Source organism: Mesorhizobium sp. B2-5-11, from assembly GCF_006440835.1.
Lineage (GTDB): Bacteria > Pseudomonadota > Alphaproteobacteria > Rhizobiales > Rhizobiaceae > Mesorhizobium.
In genome coordinates this window covers 478,665-499,374 of the sequence record NZ_VFUK01000002.1, presented here as the reverse complement: position 1 = coordinate 499,374, position 20,710 = coordinate 478,665, and the positions used below count along the sequence as shown (strand labels likewise).

At 65.2% G+C, this 20,710-nt stretch carries 23 protein-coding genes; 10 read left to right on the top strand and 13 right to left on the bottom strand.

Features of this window, described 5'->3' with window-relative positions:
• Window positions 1-20 precede the first annotated feature (20 nt).
• The 7 genes from FJ490_RS09695 to FJ490_RS09665 all read right to left on the bottom strand — a co-directional run bounded on the left by FJ490_RS09695 (window position 21) and on the right by FJ490_RS09665 (window position 8,228).
• Window positions 21-701 carry an isochorismatase family protein gene (locus tag FJ490_RS09695; RefSeq protein ID WP_140491835.1) on the bottom strand — a complete coding sequence of 227 codons (681 nt, stop codon included), beginning with the start codon at window positions 699-701 and terminating at the stop codon, window positions 21-23.
• 115 nt (window positions 702-816) lie between these two features.
• Window positions 817-2,121 (bottom strand): Xaa-Pro peptidase family protein, encoded by a 1,305-nt coding sequence (locus tag FJ490_RS09690; RefSeq protein ID WP_140491837.1) that lies wholly within the window; start codon window positions 2,119-2,121, stop codon window positions 817-819.
• A 167-nt stretch (window positions 2,122-2,288) separates the two neighbouring features.
• Window positions 2,289-3,254: a GlxA family transcriptional regulator gene (locus FJ490_RS09685; RefSeq protein WP_140685333.1), complete on the bottom strand. Its 966-nt coding sequence runs from the start codon at window positions 3,252-3,254 to the stop codon at window positions 2,289-2,291.
• Window positions 3,255-3,537: 283 nt separating this feature from the next.
• Entirely contained in the window at window positions 3,538-4,707 is a 1,170-nt protein-coding gene (locus FJ490_RS09680) for a PLP-dependent aspartate aminotransferase family protein (RefSeq protein WP_140685334.1), read from the bottom strand.
• Window positions 4,704-6,161 (bottom strand): pyridoxal-phosphate dependent enzyme, encoded by a 1,458-nt coding sequence (locus tag FJ490_RS09675; protein WP_140728735.1) that lies wholly within the window; start codon window positions 6,159-6,161, stop codon window positions 4,704-4,706. The genes FJ490_RS09680 and FJ490_RS09675 overlap by 4 nt, the downstream gene beginning before the upstream one ends.
• Before the next feature lie 209 nt (window positions 6,162-6,370).
• Complete coding sequence (locus tag FJ490_RS09670) at window positions 6,371-7,711, bottom strand: FAD/NAD(P)-binding protein (RefSeq protein WP_140728734.1); 1,341 nt, start codon at window positions 7,709-7,711, stop codon at window positions 6,371-6,373.
• A 25-nt stretch (window positions 7,712-7,736) separates the two neighbouring features.
• On the bottom strand, window positions 7,737-8,228 hold the full coding sequence (locus FJ490_RS09665) for an Rrf2 family transcriptional regulator (RefSeq protein ID WP_140563855.1): 492 nt from the start codon (window positions 8,226-8,228) through the stop codon (window positions 7,737-7,739).
• 611 nt (window positions 8,229-8,839) lie between these two features.
• Between FJ490_RS09665 and tauA the strand changes: the two genes are divergently transcribed.
• The 4 genes from tauA to FJ490_RS09645 all read left to right on the top strand — a co-directional run bounded on the left by tauA (window position 8,840) and on the right by FJ490_RS09645 (window position 11,865).
• Entirely contained in the window at window positions 8,840-9,856 is a 1,017-nt protein-coding gene (gene tauA, locus FJ490_RS09660) for a taurine ABC transporter substrate-binding protein (protein WP_140728733.1), read from the top strand.
• A gap of 152 nt (window positions 9,857-10,008) precedes the next feature.
• On the top strand, window positions 10,009-10,782 hold the full coding sequence (locus FJ490_RS09655; RefSeq protein ID WP_140524464.1) for a taurine ABC transporter ATP-binding protein: 774 nt from the start codon (window positions 10,009-10,011) through the stop codon (window positions 10,780-10,782).
• Window positions 10,779-11,639 (top strand): ABC transporter permease subunit, encoded by an 861-nt coding sequence (locus FJ490_RS09650; protein ID WP_140728732.1) that lies wholly within the window; start codon window positions 10,779-10,781, stop codon window positions 11,637-11,639. Before FJ490_RS09655 ends, FJ490_RS09650 begins: the two co-directional genes overlap by 4 nt.
• Before the next feature lie 19 nt (window positions 11,640-11,658).
• Entirely contained in the window at window positions 11,659-11,865 is a 207-nt protein-coding gene (locus FJ490_RS09645; protein ID WP_140728731.1) for a hypothetical protein, read from the top strand.
• A gap of 7 nt (window positions 11,866-11,872) precedes the next feature.
• Here the strand turns inward: FJ490_RS09645 and FJ490_RS33050 are convergent, their stop codons facing one another.
• The gene (locus FJ490_RS33050; protein ID WP_246679993.1) at window positions 11,873-12,181 is read right to left on the bottom strand and encodes a hypothetical protein; all 309 of its coding nucleotides are present in this window, start codon (window positions 12,179-12,181) and stop codon (window positions 11,873-11,875) included.
• 187 nt (window positions 12,182-12,368) lie between these two features.
• Here FJ490_RS33050 and FJ490_RS09635 point away from each other — a divergent pair, with 187 nt between their 5' ends.
• From FJ490_RS09635 to FJ490_RS09615, 4 genes are all read left to right on the top strand, one after another.
• Window positions 12,369-12,737, top strand: coding sequence for a septal ring lytic transglycosylase RlpA family protein (locus FJ490_RS09635; RefSeq protein WP_140491856.1), 369 nt, complete (start codon window positions 12,369-12,371; stop codon window positions 12,735-12,737).
• Between the two features lie 232 nt (window positions 12,738-12,969).
• Window positions 12,970-14,247, top strand: coding sequence for a polyhydroxyalkanoate depolymerase (locus FJ490_RS09630; RefSeq protein WP_140728730.1), 1,278 nt, complete (start codon window positions 12,970-12,972; stop codon window positions 14,245-14,247).
• Between the two features lie 173 nt (window positions 14,248-14,420).
• A complete protein-coding gene (locus tag FJ490_RS09625; RefSeq protein WP_140491861.1) occupies window positions 14,421-15,041 on the top strand; it encodes a transglutaminase-like cysteine peptidase in 621 nt (206 codons plus the stop codon).
• A 337-nt stretch (window positions 15,042-15,378) separates the two neighbouring features.
• Window positions 15,379-15,618, top strand: coding sequence for a hypothetical protein (locus tag FJ490_RS09615; protein WP_140491863.1), 240 nt, complete (start codon window positions 15,379-15,381; stop codon window positions 15,616-15,618).
• An 89-nt stretch (window positions 15,619-15,707) separates the two neighbouring features.
• Here the strand turns inward: FJ490_RS09615 and FJ490_RS09610 are convergent, their stop codons facing one another.
• From FJ490_RS09610 to FJ490_RS09595, 4 genes are read right to left on the bottom strand one after another with little or no spacing between them, the layout of a single operon-like run.
• Entirely contained in the window at window positions 15,708-16,076 is a 369-nt protein-coding gene (locus FJ490_RS09610) for a helix-turn-helix transcriptional regulator (RefSeq protein ID WP_140491865.1), read from the bottom strand.
• A 10-nt stretch (window positions 16,077-16,086) separates the two neighbouring features.
• A complete protein-coding gene (locus FJ490_RS09605; protein ID WP_140491867.1) occupies window positions 16,087-16,617 on the bottom strand; it encodes a Smr/MutS family protein in 531 nt (176 codons plus the stop codon).
• Window positions 16,614-17,717, bottom strand: coding sequence for a murein transglycosylase A (locus FJ490_RS09600; RefSeq protein WP_140728729.1), 1,104 nt, complete (start codon window positions 17,715-17,717; stop codon window positions 16,614-16,616). Before FJ490_RS09600 ends, FJ490_RS09605 begins: the two co-directional genes overlap by 4 nt.
• Before the next feature lie 24 nt (window positions 17,718-17,741).
• Entirely contained in the window at window positions 17,742-18,446 is a 705-nt protein-coding gene (locus tag FJ490_RS09595; RefSeq protein ID WP_140514105.1) for a Tim44/TimA family putative adaptor protein, read from the bottom strand.
• Between the two features lie 213 nt (window positions 18,447-18,659).
• Between FJ490_RS09595 and FJ490_RS09590 the strand changes: the two genes are divergently transcribed.
• Both FJ490_RS09590 and secB read left to right on the top strand, forming a co-directional pair.
• Window positions 18,660-19,160 (top strand): FxsA family protein, encoded by a 501-nt coding sequence (locus FJ490_RS09590; protein WP_140491873.1) that lies wholly within the window; start codon window positions 18,660-18,662, stop codon window positions 19,158-19,160.
• Between the two features lie 167 nt (window positions 19,161-19,327).
• Window positions 19,328-19,825, top strand: coding sequence for a protein-export chaperone SecB (secB, locus tag FJ490_RS09585; RefSeq protein WP_140491875.1), 498 nt, complete (start codon window positions 19,328-19,330; stop codon window positions 19,823-19,825).
• Between the two features lie 107 nt (window positions 19,826-19,932).
• On the opposite strand, the gene dnaQ is transcribed toward secB, so the two are convergent.
• On the bottom strand, window positions 19,933-20,637 hold the full coding sequence (dnaQ, locus tag FJ490_RS09580) for a DNA polymerase III subunit epsilon (RefSeq protein WP_140728728.1): 705 nt from the start codon (window positions 20,635-20,637) through the stop codon (window positions 19,933-19,935).
• Window positions 20,638-20,710: the final 73 nt, after the last annotated feature.

Sequence of the window (20,710 nt, the reverse complement as noted above, 5' to 3'; positions counted from 1 at the left end):
CGGTTTCGGAAGGCATTGCCTCAAAGCTCGCTGTAAAGCCTGGCCGCGTTTTCAAAGCTGAAGCGCAGCGGCACCGAGCCCTCGACCTGCCAGACGGCGACGCTCTCGCCAGCCAGCAGCAGGCAGGCGCCGTCGGTGTCGGTGACGGCGCCGCCATAGAGCCGGTTGGCGAGGTTGAGGATTGCGGTCTGGTGCATGGCGGCACTGCCGCTGCCGCAGGCGTCCTTGACCAGCAGCACGCGAAAGCCGCGCGCCACGGCGTCCTTCACGGTGGCATCGATGCAGGCCTCGGTCCACACGCCAGATATGACCAGCCATTCGACGCCGGAAGCCTTGAGCCGATCGGCGGCCGGTCCCGCGCGGAAGGCGCTGGCCTCGGCCTTGATCAGCAGCGCCTCGCCATCAGCAGGCGCCACCTCACGGCAGATCTCGGTCAGCGGATCGCTCTTGTCGGAGAAGGCCGACTTGCCGTCGGTTCCAACAGGGTGAAAGGGCCGCTCCTGCTTGTCGAGATCGACAATGTAGGCCCAGTGATAGAGCGGCACATTGTTCTGCCGCGCCGCCGCCTGCAGCCGCTGGACGTTGGCGAGAATCTTGTCAAAACCCTCGACCAGGTAGCGCGGGTCCTGCCGGTGCTCTTCCTGCAGGTCGATGAAGACAGCGGCCACGGTGCCGCGCTTGACGGAGATAGGGCTTTTCATGCGGATGCGCCTGGCCCCCAAGATACTTCCAAACGCTGGAGGGACAGAGGGGGGCGCCAAGGAATGAGGCGCTCGTTCTTCAGCTGCGATGCGTCGCCGAGGCGGGCAGTGGATGTCAAACCTGCTTCTCCAGAAACTCATCCTCATAGGGGAAGCGCGACAGGAGCTCGGTGCCGGTCTCGGTGATCAGGATTTCATCCTCCAGCTTGACGCCCTCGCGGCCGCCCTTCTCGCCAATATAGCTTTCCACGCTCACCACCATGCCTGGCACGATATGGCCGTCGCGGCCATAGGTCTCGTAGTCCATGGCGTGCGCGATGAAGGGCGTCTCGCCATGCATGCCGACGCCGTGCATGACCGAGGTGTAGCGCTGGTCGACGAAGCGGTCGGGGATCTTCCACGCCTTTTCGGCGATCTCGCGGAAAGCCATGCCCGGCTTCACGATCGAGATATTGTGCTGAACCTGGTCGTGCGCCATGCGGTAGAGCGATTTCTGATAGGGGGTCGGCTTGCCGGGCCCGCAGCGGAAGGTGCGCGAGAAATCCGAATAATAGCCATAGCAGCCGATCGTGTCGGTATCGAGCGCCAACAATTCGCCCGGCCGGATTTTTCGCCCGCTCGCCTCGTTGAACCAGGGATTGGTGCGCTGGCCCGACGTCAAGAGCCGCGTCTCGATGAACTCGCCGCCCTGGCGGATGACCTCGCCATACATGATGGCGAACAGCTCGTTCTCGGAAACGCCGGGCTTGATCGCCTCGCGCACCGCATAGACGGCGGCTTCCGCGCCGGCCATCGACACCTGCAGGCATTTCACTTCCTCCGGCGTCTTGACCGCGCGCACCGCCAGGATCTCGCCCTGGCAATCCCGGACCTCGCAGCCGCGCTTCTCCAGCGCCAGCGCCTGCAAGTGGCTGCAGCGGTCGAGCCCGAGCTTCATCGAGCCGCTGCCATGCTGCTTCAGGAGGTCGGTGATCTCGTCGGCGAAGGGACCGGCGGTCTCGTCGTCGCGGCCCGAGACCGACGACCAGACGAGCTTGGAAGGACGCGCCTCGTCGATCGTGTCGAGCACTATCGAGACATGGTAGCTCTGCGGATATTCGAACAGCACGATCGGCCCTTCGGTCGGAATGAAGAAATAACGGGTCGAGTTGCGCAGAAAATAGCCGAACATGTTGCGCGAGCCGGTGGCGTAGCGCTGGTTGTACGGGTCGAACAGCACCACGCCGCCATAGCCGGCCTCGCGCATCCAGCCGCGCAGCTTGGCCAGCCGGCCTTTTCGAAGGGCGTCGGCATCGATGAAGGACGGCTCGGTGTCGGACAGCCACATGCCGCCCGCCGAATCGGCCGCCGCGGGGTGGCGCATGCGGTCCTTGAAGTCGACGTCTTCAGTGCTGTCGGGGTCGAATACGACGATGCTCATGGGGGCTGACCTTGGGTGGTTTGCAAGATCAGACCATGGCGCAGGAGGGGCAGGGGAATTGTGCGGAAAACCGCGTGGGTTGTGCGGGATGCCGCCGGGTAATGAGAGATGCAGGTGCCAGTCGCCCCCCGCTGTCCCGCCAACGTCTCTCAGTGCCAGCAGGACCTCTAATGCCGTCGCGCCAGCTTCGGCGGATGGCCGTGCTCCTCGCGAAAGGCACGCGCGAAGCTAGACATCGAGGCAAAGCCGCAGGCGAGCGCCACGTCGCGCACGGCGAGCGTCGAGTGCGCCAGGAGATCGGCGGCGCGTTTCAGCCTGAGCCGCCGATAGTAGCCATTGGGCGAGATGGCGAGTTCGGAGCGGAAGGAGCGTTCGAGCTTGTCGGACGACACGCCGAGCCGCGCAGTGAGCTCCGCCATGCCGAGCCGCTCCTCGACCGCGTCCTCCATGATGGCGATGGCCGACAGCACCAGCTCGTTCCGGACGCCGGTACGCAGGCGCAGCGGCATCAGCTTGCGGTCGACGCTGGAGCGCAGCTGGCTGTGCACGAACCATTCGGCGACGCCGGCCGCAAGCTCGGCGCCGTAGTCGCGGGTAATGATCTCCAGCATCATGTCGAGGCTGCCGACGCCGCCGGCCGAGGTGAAACGCTTGCGGTCGATGACATAGAGGTCGCGCCTCAGCTCGACATTGGGAAAGGCCTCGGTGAAGGCCGCCTGGCTGGTCCAGTGCAAGGTGCAGGCATGGCCGTCGAGCAGGCCGGCGCGGGCGAGGAAGAAGGCGGCGTCCGCCACCGCGCCGATATGGGCGCCACTGCGCAAGCTGCGGCGGATCCAGCTTGCCGCATCCTCGGCAACGAGATGATCGGCATCGCCGCCTGAGCAGACGACGATGCGGTCGACCTTCGGCGCATCCCCGGCATAGAAGCGCGGCTGGATGACGACGCCGTTCGAGGCCTCGACCACGCCCTGGGTAGCGCCGACGATGATCCAGCGATAGCATTCCCGCTTCGCCAGCACATTGGTCGCGCGCAGCGGCTCGATGACCGAGCTGAACGCCATCATCGGAAAGCCGGGGAAGACCAGCACCGCGAAAGTGAGGGGAGCGTCTGGAGATGTGTCGCGCGTGGCCATAGGCTCTACATCTCGGGCAGATGGGATTTGGGGTCAACGGGGTTGTGGCTGGCTTTCTGCGAAGTTGGCGCTGCCCCTCATCCGCCTGCCGGCACCTTCTCTCCGTATAGTGACGGGGAGAAGGGAGATACCGCAACCCCGGCTCCCTCTTGCCGCCGTTGATAATTGGCGCAAATCGAGACACAGCGCCCCTCTCCCCGTCACTATACGGGAGGATGCCGGCAGGCAGGTAAGGGGCAGCGCTGGCTTGGAGACTGGCTCGTCTCAGCGGGAGCGCCGCCGCTCAGCCCCCCAGCGCCTGCTCCAGGTCCGCGATCAGATCGTCGCCATCCTCGATGCCCGCCGACAGCCGCACCAGCGAATCCGATATGCCGATCTCTTCGCGCTTCTCCGCCGGGATCGATCCATGCGTCATCAGCGCCGGATGCTCGATCAGGCTCTCCACGCCACCGAGGCTTTCGGCCAGCGTGAACAATTGCGTGCGTTCGAGGAAGCGTTTCGTGCCGGCGAGGTCGCGGTCGAGCACGGCTGATATCATGCCGCCGAACGCATGCATCTGCTGGACGGCGACGGCATGCTGCGGATGGCTGGCCAGACCGGGATAGATGACCCGGCGCACATCCTTGCGGGCTTCCAGCCACTGCGCGATCTTGAGGCCGTTCGACGAGTGCCGCTCCATCCTCAGCGCCAATGTCTTGAGGCCGCGCAGGGCGAGAAAACTGTCGAACGGGCCCGAAATGGCGCCGATGGCGTTCTGCAGGAATTTCAGGCGATCGGCCAAATCCTTGTTATCGCCGACAACAGCCACGCCGCCGACCATGTCGGAATGGCCGTTGAGGTACTTCGTCGTCGAATGCACCACGATGTCGATGCCGAGCTCCAGCGGCCGCTGCAAATAGGGGCTGCAGAATGTGTTGTCGGCGACCGAGAGGATGCCCTTGCGCCTTGCAAGGGCTGCGACGCCTTCGAGATCGACGATGCGCAGCAGCGGGTTGGTCGGCGTCTCGACCCAGAGCATTTTCGTCTCCGGGCGGATTGCCGCCTCTATAACCGCAAGGTCGGTGCAGTCGACGAAGCTCACCTTGAGATCGGCGGAGCGCTTGCGCACACGCTCCATCAGGCGGAAGGAGCCGCCATAGATGTCGTCGGTGGCGACGATGTGGGCGCCGGAATCGAGCAGTTCAAGCACGGTGGCGATCGCCGCCAGCCCGGAGGCGAAGGCGAAGGCAGCCGAGCCGCTTTCAAGATCGGCCACCGCGCGCTCGAAGGCAAAGCGCGTGGGATTCTGGCTCCGGGCATATTCAAAGCCCTTGTGCACGCCGGGCGACTGCTGGCCATAGGTCGAGGTGGCGTAAATCGGCACCATCACCGCTCCGGTCAGGGGATCGTGGCTCTGGCCGCCATGGATGGTGCGGGTGGAGAAGGCCAGGCGGTTCTTTCCGGATGCGGTCATCGTGCACGGCGCCTCAAATGGTTGATCAGGTCGATGCGGGTTATCAGGCCGACGAACTCGTCGCCGTCGAAGATGATGGCGACCTCGTTGCGGTCGAATACCGGCAGCAGCGCGTCCAGCGTCTGGCTGGCCTGCAAAGTATGCAGATTGGAGGTCATCGCCGTGCGTACCGGCGCGTTGAAGCGCTCCCAGCGGCCCTCATAGGGGCCGTCGACCTTGGCCAGAATGTCGCTTTCGTCGACGATGCCGACCAGCTTGCCGTCGTCGAGCACCGGCAGCTGCGAGACATCGGAGCGGCGCATGCGGCCATAGGCGTTGAGCAGGCTCTCGTCCGGACCGACATAGACGGTGTCGCCGGTGCGGTGCGTGCGCATCACCAGGTCGCGCAGGTCGCCATGCTGCTCGTGCTCGGCCAGCCCCTGCTCGGCCAGCCAGAAATCGTCGAAGACTTTCGACAGATATTTGTTGCCGCTGTCGCAGACGAAGGTGACGACGCGCTTGGGCGACGTCTGCTCGCGGCAATAGCGCAAGGCGGCCGACAGCAGCGTGCCCGAAGACGAGCCGGCCAGGATGCCTTCCCGGGACAGGAGATCGCGCACCGCCAGCATGCTCTGCTTGTCCGATATGGAATAGGCCTTCTTGACCAGCGACAGCTCGGCATTGGGCGGCACGAAGTCCTCGCCGATGCCTTCCACAGTCCAGCTGCCGGCCTCCACCATCTTGCCGGTCTTGATCAGCGGCGCCAGCACCGAGCCGACCGGATCGGCCAGCACCATTTCCGTCTTCGGCGATGCCTTGGCGAAGAACCGGCCAAGGCCGGTCAGCGTGCCGCCGGAGCCGACGCCGACCACCACCGCGTCGACATCGCCGTCGAGCTGCGAAAAGATTTCCGGACCGGTGGTGGTTTCGTGCGCCTCAGGGTTGGCCGGATTGGCGAACTGGTTGGCGTAGAAAGCGCCGGGCAGCTCGGCCGCGATTTTTTCGGCCATGTCCTGATAATATTCGGGGTGGCCCTTGCCGACATCGGAGCGCGTCATGCGCACTTCCGCGCCCAGTGCGCGCAGGTGCTGGATCTTCTCGCGCGACATCTTGTCGGGCACGACCAGGATGATGCGGTAGCCCTTGGGGATGCCGACCTGGGCCAGCCCCAGGCCCGTATTGCCGGCCGTCGCCTCGACAATCGTGCCGCCTGGCTTCAGCCTGCCCTCCTTCTCGGCCGCCGCGATCATCGACAGCGCGATACGGTCCTTGATCGAGCCGCCGGGATTCTGGCTTTCGAGCTTGATGAACAGCCGGCACTTGCCGGTGTCGAATTGGGTCAGCTCGACCACGGGGGTCTGGCCGATCAGGTCGAGCACCGATCCGTAAGGCGGCCGCAGGCGCGACGTTGCGTTTTCCGAAGCGGCGTTTTCCAAAGGGGCGCTATCCGAGGGCGCGATCTTGTGCCTGCTCATATCGATGCTCCATGATCAAGCGGCCGCTTCGGGCAGGGCGGCAGCGTATCCTCTTTTCCAGCCCTTTGCAGTGGGAAAGAAGATAGATCGTGCCAATCGACCGGCTAGATGGAGAATGAAATTCCGGGGCGGGCTCCGTCGTGCAAATCGCTCGCAGGCTTGTGGGGCACGCCCCCTCTGGCCTGCCGTAGAACGCCGACGCCAACACGCTACCCCAGCAGCTGCTTGCTCAGCCTCGCACACTGGACGCGAATATCCGGAATGGCGTCGATCTCGAAGAAGGTGCCTCTGGTCAGCGGGCCGACGGCGAGGATTTTCCTGGACACCGTGCCGTCGCCGGCGATGATCTCGCAATTGGCCGTCACGTCGAGGCCGATGCGCAGCGGATCCGGCCGCGCCAGCCCGCGGTCGACCAGCGAGCGCACCACGCTGTTCGACGAGGCCGAGATGTCCCTGACGATACCGGAGCAATCATAGATGCGGGCGACCTCGAACCTCTCCAGCCGCTTGGTGTGGCGCGACTGGACCTGGACCGTGAACTCGCCGCCCGCCGCGATGTCGACGACACGGCCAGCGACGAGGCGGATGCGGCCGGACTGCACGGCTTGCGTGACGCGGGCATGGACCTCGGGCGCCATGCGGTGGCGGTGGATGTCCCACCACGCCTTGGTGTGCTCGACGAAACGACGCTTGGCGGAGGCCGGCCAGTTCTGCCAGATCTTCTGGTTGAACGGACGCAGGCCGTCGACGACGTCGCGCCAGTCGATGCCGGCCTTCTGGTTTTCCCGGATCAGGTCGCGGAACCAGCCGACGAAATAGGAAAGCTGGGTGCCGAGCGGGATATCGGCGACGTCGAGCTTGATCGGATTGCCCTTGCGGTGCGGCGAGGGCAGCAGGCCGCGCCGCGACACCGCGACGATCTCCGCGCGGTGGCCGCGCTGTTCGAGCGCCAGGAATGCGTCGACCATGCTGAGGCCCGTTCCCAGCACCATGACGCTCCGGTCGGGATCGAGCGCGGTGTCGGCCTCCGATCCCATCCGAACCGCATGGCCTTGCCCCATGGCCGGCACCTCGTCATGGCCGGTGGCGAGCACCGCCAGATGGGCGACGACGCTGGTGCCGTTGGCGAGCGCCACTTCGACCCCCGAGGCCGTGGGCGAGATCGACAGGCTCTCCTCATGGATCAGCCGAAGCCGTCCGGTCTCCCTCTCGCGCGCCTCGAGATCGTCCAGCAATTCGCCGAGATAGCGGGCATAGATGCTGCGCGGCGCGTAGACCGGCGCCTGCTCGGGCGTTGCCAGGCCGCGTTCCACCAGCCAGCGCCAGAAATTGCCGGGATCGTCGGCATAGGCGCTCATGCCGGCGGCGCTGACGTTCAGCACATGCGCGGAGAGCAATGTGGAGTAGGCGATGCCCTGGCCGAAATGCGGGCGCTTCTCGACCAGCGTGACGCGAAGGTCGGGATTGGGCTGTCTCAGCAGATGCGCGGCGAGCACGACCCCGCTGGCGCCGCCGCCGACGATGATGATCGAGTTGCCGCGGCCGCTCATGCCAGCCCCGTGCGACGCGCCGGCGTCAGGCCTTCACCGCAACCGGCAGATCGTCGCTCGCGACCGAGAGGTCGTCGAGGCCCCTTGCGACCCCAAGGTCGTCGAGGCCGATGTCGCGCATCTCGGCGAGGCTGCGCTGGTCGAGCACCTCGGCGATCGCTTGCCGGACTTCCAGCATCAGATGTCGAACCTGGCATGTCGCCTCGTTACAGTCTTCACAGCGCTGGTATTGGGTACGGCTGGCGCAAGGGATCGGCGCCAGCGGGCCGTCGAGCACACGCACGACATGGCCGACCCTGATTTCCTCCGGTGGCCGCGCCAGGCGATAGCCGCCATCCTTGCCTTTGCGGCTCTGCACGAAACCGGCATTGCGCAATTCGCCCAGGATGGCGTCGAGAAACTTCTTCGGGATGCTGTTGCCGGTCGCGATGTCGTTGACGAAGGCAAGCTGCCCGGCCGGCATCCGCGCCAGATGGACGAGCGCCTTGAGGCCGTACTTGCCTTTCTTGGTGAGCATGATCCGAACGTTTCTCTGTCATGCGATGGCTCGAGGCCATCCTTTGCGAAACGCCTGGCGTGCCTCCCGCCGCGCTCAAGCATCCATGACACATAAATTCTACCAACATGATATACAAGCCAATCGCGATTGATCTTGCTTGATTTTCAAGCCATTGCGGCCATTTTGGACCTGACTTGTGACTCCGGGGACACAAACCGTGGCGCGACGGCCCGAGACCGGTGCCACCGGCGATCGCCGCGATATGGGTGGGTATGACCTCTCATCGCCGCCTCCAGGTTCTATGTCGATAAGTTTACTATACTTAAACGCGAACAGGCGGAACATGTTTTTAAATTCCCATCCGTCTGAAGCATGGATTTGCCTTTCAAGCGGCTGCAGCGTGAATTCTCGTTCTCGATCGGTGGCCGGTAGCGGGGCCGAGCTTCCCGAACGTGATGACGTCGCCACTCTTGAAGCGCCATAGCCGCCAAATCCGCTTGGGGACCTCGGCACCGGCAGCTTTTTCCAACAAATCCAGCCCCGCTAGAAGAATTTAACTCTACAAGAACCATAGAATTAGCGAACTATCATTAAGCAATCCGGTTTTCCCCTGTTTCATGGAGCCCTTGATGTCCACCACCATTTCGCGACGCATCCTTCTCCTGTCTACGGCCGCACTTGCCGGCGCCGCCTTCCTCGGCCCGGCTTTTGCCGACGACCTCAAGATCACCATCGGCTACCAGACGGTGGTCGAACCCTCCAAGGTGCCGCAGGCCGATGGTGCCTATGAAAAGGCCACCAAGGCCGCCATCGACTGGCGCAAATTCGATTCCGGCGCCGATGTCATCGCCGCGGTCGCATCCGGCTCGGTCGACATCGGCTATGTCGGTTCGAGCCCGCTGGCGGCGGCGGCGAGCCGCGAATTGCCGGTCCAGACCATCTTCGTCGTCGGCCTGATCGGGCCATCCGAGGCCTTGGTCGCACGCAACGGCGCCGGCATAGAGAAGGTCGCCGACCTCGCCGGCAAGAAGGTGGCCGTGCCCTTCGTCTCGACGACGCATTACAGCCTGCTTGCCGCGCTGAAACATGAGAATGTCGACCCGAAATCGGTCGAGATCCTCAATCTCAGGCCGCCGGAAATCGCCGCTGCCTTTTCGCGCGGCGATATCGATGCGGCCTATGTCTGGGATCCGGCGCTCGGCCAGGTCAAGACATCAGGCAAGGTGGTGCTGGATTCCTCCCAGGTCGCCGCCTGGGGCGCGCCGACCTTCGACGCCTGGATCGTGCGCACCGACTTTGCCGAAAAGAACCCGGAAGCGGTGCGCGACTTCGTCAAGGTGACGGGTGCGGCCTATGCCGAGTACCTGGCTAAGCCCGACGCCTGGTCGGCAGCGTCGCCGCAGGCGGCCGAGATCGCCAAGCTGACCGGCGCCAAGGTCGAGGAAGTGCCTGAACTGCTCAAGGGCTACGTCTTCCCGACACTCGAAGAACAGGCCTCCGACAAGTTCCTCGGCGGCGGCACGGTCAAGGCGATCGCGGCCGCGTCCGCCTTCCTCAAGGAGCAGGGCAAGGTAGACGCCGTGCTGCCGGACTATTCGAAATATGTGACATCGAAATACGTCACCGAGGCGCTGGCCTCGAACTGACCCGAGCGTTGGAGCGCCCCATGCCACGACGGGCAGGTGGCGCCCCGATGAGACGCGCGCGGCTTTCCTGACGCCGCGTGTCGTCTGTCCCGGAGCCGCTGACGAGGCGCGGCTTCGGGCAGGCGGACTTCAACGAACTCCTGCGAGGGCTCATGTCGCATCTCGTGCTCGACAGAATCTCGATCCACTATGACGGCCAGCCCGCACCCGCCGTCGAGCGGGTATCGATCGACGTCGCCAGCGATGACTTCGTCGTCCTTGTCGGCCGTTCCGGCTGCGGCAAGACCTCGCTGCTCAATGTAGCCGCCGGCTTTGTCGCGCCGGCACGCGGCACGGCCGCGATCGACGGCCGGCCGATCGCAGCACCCGGTTCGGACCGTGCGGTGGTGTTCCAGAACGACGCGCTGTTTCCTTGGCTGACGGCGCGCGAGAACGTCGCCTTCGCGCTCAGGCTGCGCGGTGTCGGGCCATCCGAGCGGGCGCGCCGCGCCGACGAATTGCTCGGCCTGGTCAAGCTCACCGATGCCGGCGACAAGCGCATCTGGGAGCTGTCCGGCGGCATGCGCCAGCGCGTCGGCCTTGCCCGGGCACTGGCTGCCGAGCCGCAATTCCTGCTGCTCGACGAGCCGCTCGGCGCGCTCGATGCGTTGACGCGCGAGCGTATGCAGACGACGCTGCTCGACCTGTGGACGGCAAGCAAGGTCGGCGTGCTTATGGTCACGCACGGCATCGACGAGGCGCTGGTGCTCGCCACCCGCATCGTGGTGCTGGCGCCCGGGCCGGGCCGGGTGGTGCGGACCTTGGAGCCGGGTTTCTCCAGGCGCTACGCAGCGGGCGAGGCCATCCGCGCCATCAAGGCCGATCCTGGCTTCGCCGCGGCGCGCGGCGAACTGACCGACGCCATCTTCGAGGGAGAGGCGGCATGACCATTTCCTCCTACACCGAACGCTCCGGCTCCAGGACCGAAGAGGCCGACGGCCTGTCGGTGCCATGGTCGCGCCCGGTCCCGAAGCGCAAGGGCGTTTCGGCGCGCATGGTCAGCGCGGCCACCATTCTTCTGGTGCTGGCGCTGTGGACGCTGTCGGCCCGCCTGCAACTGGTGTCGCCGGTATTCCTGCCCTCGCCTGTCGCGGTGTGGAACAAATTCATCATCGTCGCCCGCGATGGCTTTGTCGACGCAACGCTCTTCCAGCATATCGCCGCCAGCCTGGGGCGGGTGTTCGCCGCGCTCATCGCGGCGCTCCTCGTCGGCGTGCCGGTTGGCCTCGCCATCGGCATCAGCACCGTCGGCCGCGGCATTTTCGATCCGCTGCTGGAATTCCTGCGGCCGATCCCGCCGCTCGCCTATCTGCCGCTGGTCATCATCTGGTTCGGCATCGGCGAGCCCTCCAAGGTCCTGGTGATAGCCATCGCCATGCTGGCGCCGGTGGCCTTGTCGACCGCGTCCGGCGTCCGCGGCGTCTCGCAGGAGCGCATCAACGCCGCGCGTTCGCTTGGCGCGACGAGGCGCCAGGTGGTCCGCCACGTGATCCTGCCCAGCGCGCTGCCGTCGATCCTGACCGGACTGCGCATCGCGCTCGGCGCCGGGTGGTCCACGCTGGTCGCCGCCGAACTGGTGGCGGCGACGCGCGGGCTTGGCTTCATGATCCAGTCGGCGGCGCAGTTCCTGGTCACCGACGTGGTGGTCATGGGCATTTTGGTGATCGCGGCCATCGCCTTCGTGCTCGAATTCGCCATCCGCAGGATCGAGTGCGCGCTCGTGCCGTGGGCGGGACGCGAATGATCGGGAAACGGAGATGACGATGACCCATTCCACCGCCATGCTGTTCGCCCATTTCGGCACCTGGCTGCTGGGCCTGACATCCGATGGCAAGGCGATAGAGGAGGACAAGGCGACAAGGGAGGACGGTCCGCGCTCGCCGGCGCCCGTCCGGCTCCCGGCCGGGCGTGACCGCCTGCCGCCGCGAGACGAAAGCTTCTACTGGACCTGGCAGTACTGGTCGCAGTGAGAGCGGCTCAACCGCGCGAACGGTTCGCCCACACGAGCCCGGCGAGACCGACCAGCATGACGATGATGCCGATGGTGAGCCATTGCGACTGGCCGGTCATGAAGCTGCCGCCGATCGCGCCGATGCCTTGCAGCGACCACAGCGCGCCGACGGCCAGCACAATCAACGCCAGCAGATTTTTGATCAGTCTCATTGCCGGATTCTCCCTTCCGAAGTTGATCGGTCGCGTCGTCGCCGTCGCGATGAAAGAGGCAAAGGAATCGGTTCGGCAGCAGCATCTTCTACTTGGATGTTGCCGCTCGATCTTGTCAAACAAGACATGGATATCCGCTGGAACATCATCGTGAGTTGATTGCCGACCGTCGGGAAATCACTGACAGACTGTTACCGGGCGACTCCAAACGTGTGCCAATGCCATGGAACTGCCAGATGATTGCCGCATTTCGTGCCTTATTGTCTCCGTAACGGCTGGGGCCTGTCAAAAACGGAGCCTTCCCCCAAATATGAATAACAACAACCGGACCGCGCTTGCCGCGGTGACGATCGCTGCTGGCCTGATGGTCGGCGCCTCCGCCACTCCAGCCGCCTCCGCCGCCGGCCAATGCGGCCGCGCTTCCTGGTACGCCCTGCATTCCAGGACCGCGTCGGGCGAACGGATGAACCCTTCGGCCTTGACCGCCGCACACCGCACGCTGCCTTTCGGCACCAAGCTGCGGGTCACCAACCAGAACAATGGCCGCAGCGTCGTGGTGCGCATCAACGATCGCGGACCGTTCATCCGGGGACGCGTGCTCGACCTGTCGAAGGGTGCCGCCGGCCAGCTCGGCTTCATCGGTTCGGGCCACACCGCGGTCTGCATGGCGCGCGTCTGACCACCACTGCCCGGCCCGAGGGCCGGGCCGCCTGGCGGGCCTTCGCACCTGCACAATGAGCCGGCTTGTACCGTCCAAGGCTGATTTCCAACGCTTTGGACCAAGAATGCGTATAGATCACGCCACGTGACGTATTGCATCGCAGCAATTAGTTGTTAACTTCCCCGCGAGACAGTTAGGGCCAGGCACTGCTCGCCGCCCCTTCGGTCGCAGGCCGCAGCGGGGTAAACGGATGTTCTACCAGCTCTATGAAATGAACCACGCCGCCCTGCAGCCGGCCCGTCTCTATGCCGATGCGGTGCGGCTGTTCTATTCCAACCCGCTCAATCCGTTCTCGCACACGTCCTGGGGCCGCTCGATCGCGGCGGGCGCCGAGTTGTTCGAGCGCACCACGCGCCGCTACGGCAAGCCGCAATTCGGCCTCGACAAGACGGTGGTCGACTGGAAGAGCGTGGCAGTGACCGAGAAGATCGTCTGGTCACGACCGTTCTGCAACCTGGTGCATTTCGAGCGCGCCGTGCCCGCCGGGCGGCGGCGCGATCCGAAGCTTCTGATCGTGGCGCCGATGTCGGGCCACTATGCGACGCTGCTGCGCGGCACGGTCGAAGCCATGCTGCCCCATGCCGACGTGCACATCACCGACTGGATCGACGCCCGCATGGTGCCGACGGCCGACGGCCAATTCGATCTCGACGACTATATCGACTATGTCGTCGACATGCTGCATGTGCTGGGCCCCGACACGCATGTGATGGCTGTTTGCCAGCCTTCCGTGCCGGTGCTGGCGGCCGTGGCGCTGATGGAAACGCGCGGCGACCCCTTCGTTCCTGCGACGATGACCCTGATGGGCGGGCCGATCGACACGCGCCGCAACCCGACCGCGGTCAACCTTCTGGCCGAGGAGAAGGGCATAGACTGGTTCCGCGACAATGTCGTGATGCGCGCGCCCTGGCCGGTGCCGGGCTTCGGCCGCGAGGTCTATCCAGGCTTCCTGCAGCTTTCGGGCTTCATGAGCATGAACCTCGACCGCCACATCATCGCCCACAAGGACTTCTTCATGCACCTTGTGAAGCATGACGGCGACAGCGCCGAGAAGCACCGCGACTTCTACGACGAGTATCTGGCGGTGATGGACCTGACGGCGGAGTTCTACCTGCAGACGGTCGACACGGTGTTTGTCCGGCACGCCTTGCCCAAGGGCGAGTTGACGCATCGCGGCACGCCGATCGATCCCTCGGCCATCCGCAATGTCGCGCTGTTCACGGTGGAGGGCGAGAACGACGACATTTCGGGCCTTGGCCAGACGCGGGCGGCGCATGATCTGTGCGTCAACATTCCCGCCGACAGGAAGGCGCATTACATGCAGCCCGCGGTCGGGCACTACGGCGTCTTCAACGGGTCGCGCTTCCGCGCCGAGATCGTGCCGCGCATCGTCGACTTCATCACCAGCTATGGCCGCCAGAACCGGGTCGCCGTGAAACCGAAGCTGGTCCGCACCGCCAAAAGATAGGCAGCCTGCATTGCCGGCCCGATAGCGCCGGACAGGCCGGGCAGGCCTGTCGCACGGGTGCCGCTGCCATGCGTCTCGCGGGTAACCATGTCGCAAATCACCCAATCGTGGTAATTGACACGGACTGTAGATCGCCCTTAACCTTTCATTAATAACAAGGGCGAGCGGGGACAATGAATTCCTCACCAATGGCGCGAGCGCTTCGTGCGTGCGCAGTAGCCGGACTGGCGACAATGATGGGAGGCTGGGTGGCACCGGCCCTGGCGGCCGGAGCGATGACGACCGGCGGCGTCGCGTCGCAACCGATCGGCCATTATGATTTCTGCAGGCTCAATGCCCGCGAATGCGCGATCCGTCCCGGCAATCTGGCGCCGGCCGCGATGACGGACAGGTTGTGGCGCAAGCTGGCCAAGGTCACCGCCAGGGTGAATGCCGCCGTCAAGCCGATGAGCGACATGGACATCTATGGCAAGGACGAGGTCTGGGCCTATCCCGCCAAGGGCGTCGGCGACTGCGAGGACTATGTGCTGGAAAAGCGGCGCCTGCTGTCCCGGATGGGCATATCGCTTGCCGATCTTCTCATCACCGTGGTGCGCAAACCCGACGGCGAAGGGCACTCGGTGCTGACGGTGCGCACCGACAGGGGCGACTATGTGCTCGACAATCTGACCGACAAGGTCAAGGCCTGGGACGACACCGGCTACCATTTCCTCAAGCGCCAGGCGATCGACAACACCGGCCGCTGGGTCTCGATCCGTGGCGGCCAGCAGGTGCTGGTCGGGTCCGTGGAGTAGGGACTGCGGCGGGCGGCGCGCCCAACCGCCGGATGTCGGCCCCGCCCCTCATTGCCCTGCCGGGCATTTCTCCCCGTATAGTGACGGGGAGAAAGACGCTGTCATCGACGATTTCCCCAATTGCCGACGTCGCAAGAAATACGCCAAGGGCGCGGCTGTCTCCCTTCTCCCCGTCCTATACGGGGAGAAGGTGCCGGCAGGCGGATGAGGGGCGGCGCCGACGTTGCAGTCACGCGCCTCGCGCAGTCCCCAAAAAAATTCCCACACCCTCCATGAACCATTTCGGCCCGGCCGGCGACACACAGCCGTGAACCGAAACCAACCATGGAGACTTCAAATGACTGCTTTCCTGCGTAACACCCTTCTCGCCGCCGTCGCGGTGTCGGGCATGGCCGGATCCGCTCTGGCCGATCAGACCATTCGAAGCTGCGCCAACACCAATCTCAACGACCTGTGGAGCGGCCGCTGTTGCGGCGCCGCCGGCGCATCGGACTGCCTTGGCGGCGGCAATGGTGGCCGCGGCCATGGTGATCACGGCCGCGGTGGCAATGGCGGCAGCACGGCCGGCAAGAACTGATCTCATCACGGCGGCCCGCCGGCTGCTGCTGGCGGGCCGCCGTTTCGCGATCGGGAGCTCAGCCGCCGCGAGAGCCGGGCAAACCCGGCCTACCGCCGTCGCCCCAGCGCCGCTCGGATAGAGAAGGTTATGCCGCGCAGTTCCTCCTCGTCGAGCTTTTCGATGTTCTCGGCCAGGAGGTTGGCAAGCTCGGTCGCGGCCGGGCTCAGGCCCGACGTGTCGAGCCTGACGCGCGGATGCGAGCCTTCGGCCAGTCGCGCCAGTTCCTCCGCGTCGTCCCAGATGATGTTGAAATAGCCGATGATCTTCTGGATCAGCGTCCAGGTCGGCGCGCCGCGCCTTCCATGCTCGAGCGCCGACAGATAGGCGGCGCTGACGCCGATGGCGGCGGCCATGTCCTTCTGGGTGACGCCGCGCTCGGCCCTCAGCGCCCGCAGCCTCTCGCCGAACGGGGTCACGAGCCCATCCTCACGACCGGACCCGCCGCAGCCTGACATAGAGCGCGCCCGAGCCGCCATGATTGCGCGCGGCGTGGTCGTGACTGGAGACCAGCGGCCGGAACGCGGGCGTCGACAGCCAAGCCGGCACCGCGCGGCGCAGCACGCCGTCGCCGCCCGACGACGAGCCCTTGCCGGTGATGACCAGGACGTAACGAATGCCGCCGGCATGGGCGCGGTGCAGGAAGGAGAACAGCAGCGAATAGGCTTCGTCCTGCGTCATGCCGTGCAGGTCGACCCGGCCTTCGATGGGCAGCCGGCCTTTCGACAATTTGTCCAGCGTCGGCTCGTCGAGTGCATGGGAGACATGCTGGGCCTTCGGCTTAGGCGCGCCGGCCGGACCGGCAACGGGCCGGGCTTGTTGCGTCGGCGCCGGCTTCGCCTCGATGCCGAAATCCGGGACAGGCACGGCGGCCTTGCCCTTCAGCGGCTTGGCCGTGCGCGCCACCAGGTTCCACAGCACCCGGTCGTCCTCGCTCAACCTGTCGCTGCGGCGGGTCATGGCTTCGACCCCGAGACGAGCGGGCGCGGCACCAGTGCGTAGAAATCGGCCGGATTGCGCACCACGCCGGCGATCTCGCCGGCGGCGTCGCCCGAGCCGGCGAAGAGATCTCCGCGCGCCGGCCCGGTGATGGCGGAGCCGGTGTCCTGCGCGATCATCAGGCGCCGGAACGGTTTTGCCTCGAAGGCCGTCAGCGATGGCGCGTCGATGTAGAAGGGCGTGCCGAATGTGTGCAGCAGCCGGTCGACGGCGATCGAGCGGCCCGGGGTCAACGGCACCTTGGCGGCGGCGATCGGCCCGAGCGTTGCGTCCTCGACCGCGGCCTCGCGGAAGAAGATATAGGAACGGTTCCGCCACAGGATCTCGTCGACGCGGCCGGGATGCGCCCTGAACCAGGCGCGGATCGACTGCATCGTCACGTTTTCCAGCGGGATCTCGCCGAGCTCGCTCAACACCTTGCCGGGCCCGGTGAAGCGCTGGCCGGACTTGGCCGCATAGGTGACGCGGCACAGCCGGCCGTCGGTCATGAGAAGCCGCGCCGCGCCCTGCACATGGATGAAGAATGCATCGACCCTGTCGGCCAGCCAGGCGATCTCCAGTCCCTTGCCGGCGAGCGCGCCGCGCTCGATCGCGCCGCGGTCGAAATATTCGGCCGGCCCGTCCGGCGTCCGGCGCGCGAAAGCGAGATAGGGGTCCATTCCGTCGGGCCGGTTGGCGTCGTCGACATCGACGAGATCGGCGGGACGCGACAGAAGCGGCACGGCAAAACGCTCCGTGCGCACCGGCGAGGCCTCGACCTCCGGTTCGTAGAAGCCGGTGACGAGGCCGGCGCCGGTCTCCGGGCGCACCAGCATGGGGACGAAATGACGCTCGAAGAAGGCGCGGGCCTCCGACCGGCTGGCAGGAGGGGCCGCGCGCGCCTCGGCATAGGCACCGGCAAAGGCGTCGAAGTCGACGCCGAGCGCGCCGCTGCGATAGGGCTTGGCCAGGACATGGAAGGCAGAGCGGCGAAAGGCCTCCAAGGCCGCCAGATGGTCGTCGTCATCCCAGCCGGGCAGAGCGCCGAAGGATCTTTCGCTGAATGCCTGATGGAAGGACACGACAGGCCCGCCGCGGTCAGGGATTCAATCTTCTTCTTCGGTGGCGACGAGCTTCCAGTTCGGGTCGCGCGAGCGCGTGTCGCGGGCGAAGGTCCAGACGTCCTTGACCTCGGCGACGGTTTCGGGGTCGCCGTCGATGACCGCACCGGCCTTGTCGCGCGTCGCCGAAATCAGCTCGCTGATGATGCGCAGCGTGACATGCGCCTCGCCGCCCTTCATCTCGGCCGAGACGATGTCGGCCTTGTCGATGCCGACGAAGGAAGACTGGATCTTTTCCGACCGCGCCTCGCGCTCGCCGATCGCGGCGACGAAACCGTCATAGACATCGCGCGACAGAAGGTTCTTCAGCGTTTTGCGATCGCCGTCGGCATAGGCCATGACTATCATCTCGTAAGCCATCTTGGCGCCGTCGACGAAACCCTTCGGGTCGAAGGACGGATCGTTGTCCTTGATGGTGCGCAGGCCCTTGTTGAGGTCGGTTCCGGGCTTGGCAAAGGCGTCGATGGCCGCATAGACCTCGCCGGCCGGCTCGCCGGGCTGGCGCTTGCGCGGCAGCGACACGACATTCTCTGATTTCTGCGCATCCTTGTCGCCGGTGCGGGCGGCGGTATAGGGATCGAAAGGCGGCCGTTCGCTGCCGGTACGACGGCCCAGCACATTGCGCAGCTGGAAAAAGATCACAACTGCCGCAATCAGAAAGAAAATCGTGCCGAAGTCGAAGAAACCCATATCTTCCGCCAATCAATCCTGCCCTCGGCCGGACCGCCCGGCCAACAGGGCAGCGGTCGCATAGCGTTCAACATGCAAACCATATAGAACGCAAGGCGCAATCATTCAAATCAAAGGCAGCCATACCTATCTAACAGCCTCGGCGCCAGCGGCCGGCGGCCGCTGGCAGGCAAAGCAGACCAACGCCAGAACGATCGGAAGGATCGGCAAGACTTGCGCATTTCGTTATTTCCCGTTTTTCTTCTGGCGCTTCCGCTGCTGGAGATCGCCGGCTTCGTCATCGTCGGGCGCCAGATCGGCGCGCTGGCGACGGTCGGCCTGGTGCTCGCGTCGAGCATCGCCGGGGCGCTGCTGCTCAGGCATCAGGGTTTTGGCGTCATGAGCCGCATCAGCACCGAGATGGGCGCCGGCCGCGATCCGAGCCGTCAGCTCGCGCACGGCGCCATGATCGTGCTCGCCGCGATCCTGCTGATCATCCCGGGCTTCATATCGGACATTTTCGGCATTCTCTTGTTCCTGCCGCCGGTGCGCGATCTTGCCTGGCGCAGGCTCAAGGGCCGCATCGTGGTAGCGACGAATTTCTCGGCCGGCGGCTTCCGCGGCCGGCCGCGCGACAGGGTCATCGACCTCGACGACGGCGATTATTCGCGCGAAGACGATTTCAAGCGCGGGCCGGACCACAATTCGCCATGGCGCCGCCTGAAGGACGACTGAGGCTATATTGATGTTCAGGTGATGCCGGCCTGACCTGAATCTCGACACAGTCTGGATCCCCTCCGGTCGCAAGGCGGCAAACCTTGTCTTGTCATGCCGGCCATGGTAGCGAACGCCCGATTTCAATTCGGTCAGCAATGCTGCCCAGGCAAAAGGACACAAGGCTCATGGCCAGCAAAGATGACGCGCCGGTCGGCGCCAACGGAAACGGCAATACGGCGCAGCCCTCGCTCAACGTCCTTGCCCAGTATGTGAAGGACCTTTCCTTCGAAAGTCCCGGCGCGCCGAACTCGCTGCGCGGCCGCGACAAGGCGCCCGGCATCGCCATCAACGTCAACGTCAACGCCAATCCGCTCTCCGACAAGCAATTCGACGTCAACCTGACGCTGAACGCCAAGGCCTCCTTCGACCAGGAAGTGCTGTTCAACGTCGAGCTGGTCTATGGCGGCGTTTTCGCCATCAGTGGCTTCCCGCAGGAACACATGCTGCCGATCCTGTTCATCGAATGCCCGCGGCTGCTGTTCCCGTTCGCCCGGCAGATCATCGCCGAGGCAACGCGCAATGGCGGCTTCCCGCCGCTGATGCTCGACCCGATCGATTTCGCGCAGATGTTCCAGCAGAAGCTGGCCGAGGACCAGGCGGCGTCGAAGGTCCAGGTGAGCTGAGTCCGGCTCGTACGGATATTGCAGAAAGACCCGGCCTCGCGCCGGGTTTTTCGTTTTCGAGGCCGGTTTGGCCGCGAAGCCCCCCGACTTCGAGGAGAACGGCGCGCTTAGGCGCCCATCACCTTCAGCCACAGCGCCTTCTCACCCAGCGTGGCGACCATGCCGGCATGCGCCGCGCGCTCGGGTTCGCTCAGGCGCGGGGGGAGGGCGATCGGCCGCGCACCGACCGAGATATCGATGTCTGCCACTTCGCCCGCGCCGTTCATCTGCACTGAAACTGTGTCCAGGATCAGAGCCGTCTGTTTGCCGCCGATCAGCTCGATATAGACTTCGGCCAACAGCTCCGAATCCAGCAAGGCGCCGTGCTTGGTGCGCCGCGCATTGTCGATGCCATAGCGCCGGCAGAGCGCATCGAGCGAATTGGGACCCATCGGATGCCTGCGCCGCGCCAGCGCCAGCGTGTCGACGACGCGCCCGATATCGACGGCCGGATGGCCGAGCCGGCCGAACTCGACATTGAGGAATCCGATGTCGAAGGTGGCATTGTGTGCGACCAGCTTGGCGCCGTCGGTGAAGGCGATCCACTCCTCGACGATCTCGGCGAAGGACGGCCTGCCCTGCAGGTCCGCCATGCTGATGCCGTGCACGGCCTGCGCCTCGGCGTGGATCGAGCGGCCCTGCGGGTTGATGTAGTGGTGGAAAGTCTTGCCGGTCGGAAAGCGGTTGACCAGCTCGACACCGCCAAGCTCGATGATGCGGTCGTCGCGCATGTCGAGGCCGGTGGTTTCCGTATCGAAAATGATCTCACGCATCGAATCAGTCGCTCCTCGCAAGCAGAATCGTGAGAGCGGAACAAAATGGCAATGGGCAATGGCCTTTTTCCTT

What these genes read in the sequence shown, in the direction of transcription:
- FJ490_RS09695 (WP_140491835.1), bottom strand. Translation starts at nt 701, where the DNA reads ATGAAAAGCCCTATCTCCGTCAAGCGCGGCACCGTGGCCGCTGTCTTC.
- FJ490_RS09690 (WP_140491837.1), bottom strand. Translation starts at nt 2,121, where the DNA reads ATGAGCATCGTCGTATTCGACCCCGACAGCACTGAAGACGTCGACTTC.
- FJ490_RS09685 (WP_140685333.1), bottom strand. Translation starts at nt 3,254, where the DNA reads ATGGCCACGCGCGACACATCTCCAGACGCTCCCCTCACTTTCGCGGTG.
- FJ490_RS09680 (WP_140685334.1), bottom strand. Translation starts at nt 4,707, where the DNA reads ATGACCGCATCCGGAAAGAACCGCCTGGCCTTCTCCACCCGCACCATC.
- FJ490_RS09675 (WP_140728735.1), bottom strand. Translation starts at nt 6,161, where the DNA reads ATGAGCAGGCACAAGATCGCGCCCTCGGATAGCGCCCCTTTGGAAAAC.
- FJ490_RS09670 (WP_140728734.1), bottom strand. Translation starts at nt 7,711, where the DNA reads ATGAGCGGCCGCGGCAACTCGATCATCATCGTCGGCGGCGGCGCCAGC.
- FJ490_RS09665 (WP_140563855.1), bottom strand. Translation starts at nt 8,228, where the DNA reads ATGCTCACCAAGAAAGGCAAGTACGGCCTCAAGGCGCTCGTCCATCTG.
- tauA (WP_140728733.1), top strand. Translation starts at nt 8,840, where the DNA reads ATGTCCACCACCATTTCGCGACGCATCCTTCTCCTGTCTACGGCCGCA.
- FJ490_RS09655 (WP_140524464.1), top strand. Translation starts at nt 10,009, where the DNA reads ATGTCGCATCTCGTGCTCGACAGAATCTCGATCCACTATGACGGCCAG.
- FJ490_RS09650 (WP_140728732.1), top strand. Translation starts at nt 10,779, where the DNA reads ATGACCATTTCCTCCTACACCGAACGCTCCGGCTCCAGGACCGAAGAG.
- FJ490_RS09645 (WP_140728731.1), top strand. Translation starts at nt 11,659, where the DNA reads ATGACCCATTCCACCGCCATGCTGTTCGCCCATTTCGGCACCTGGCTG.
- FJ490_RS09635 (WP_140491856.1), top strand. Translation starts at nt 12,369, where the DNA reads ATGAATAACAACAACCGGACCGCGCTTGCCGCGGTGACGATCGCTGCT.
- FJ490_RS09630 (WP_140728730.1), top strand. Translation starts at nt 12,970, where the DNA reads ATGTTCTACCAGCTCTATGAAATGAACCACGCCGCCCTGCAGCCGGCC.
- FJ490_RS09625 (WP_140491861.1), top strand. Translation starts at nt 14,421, where the DNA reads ATGAATTCCTCACCAATGGCGCGAGCGCTTCGTGCGTGCGCAGTAGCC.
- FJ490_RS09615 (WP_140491863.1), top strand. Translation starts at nt 15,379, where the DNA reads ATGACTGCTTTCCTGCGTAACACCCTTCTCGCCGCCGTCGCGGTGTCG.
- FJ490_RS09605 (WP_140491867.1), bottom strand. Translation starts at nt 16,617, where the DNA reads ATGACCCGCCGCAGCGACAGGTTGAGCGAGGACGACCGGGTGCTGTGG.
- FJ490_RS09595 (WP_140514105.1), bottom strand. Translation starts at nt 18,446, where the DNA reads ATGGGTTTCTTCGACTTCGGCACGATTTTCTTTCTGATTGCGGCAGTT.
- secB (WP_140491875.1), top strand. Translation starts at nt 19,328, where the DNA reads ATGGCCAGCAAAGATGACGCGCCGGTCGGCGCCAACGGAAACGGCAAT.
- dnaQ (WP_140728728.1), bottom strand. Translation starts at nt 20,637, where the DNA reads ATGCGTGAGATCATTTTCGATACGGAAACCACCGGCCTCGACATGCGC.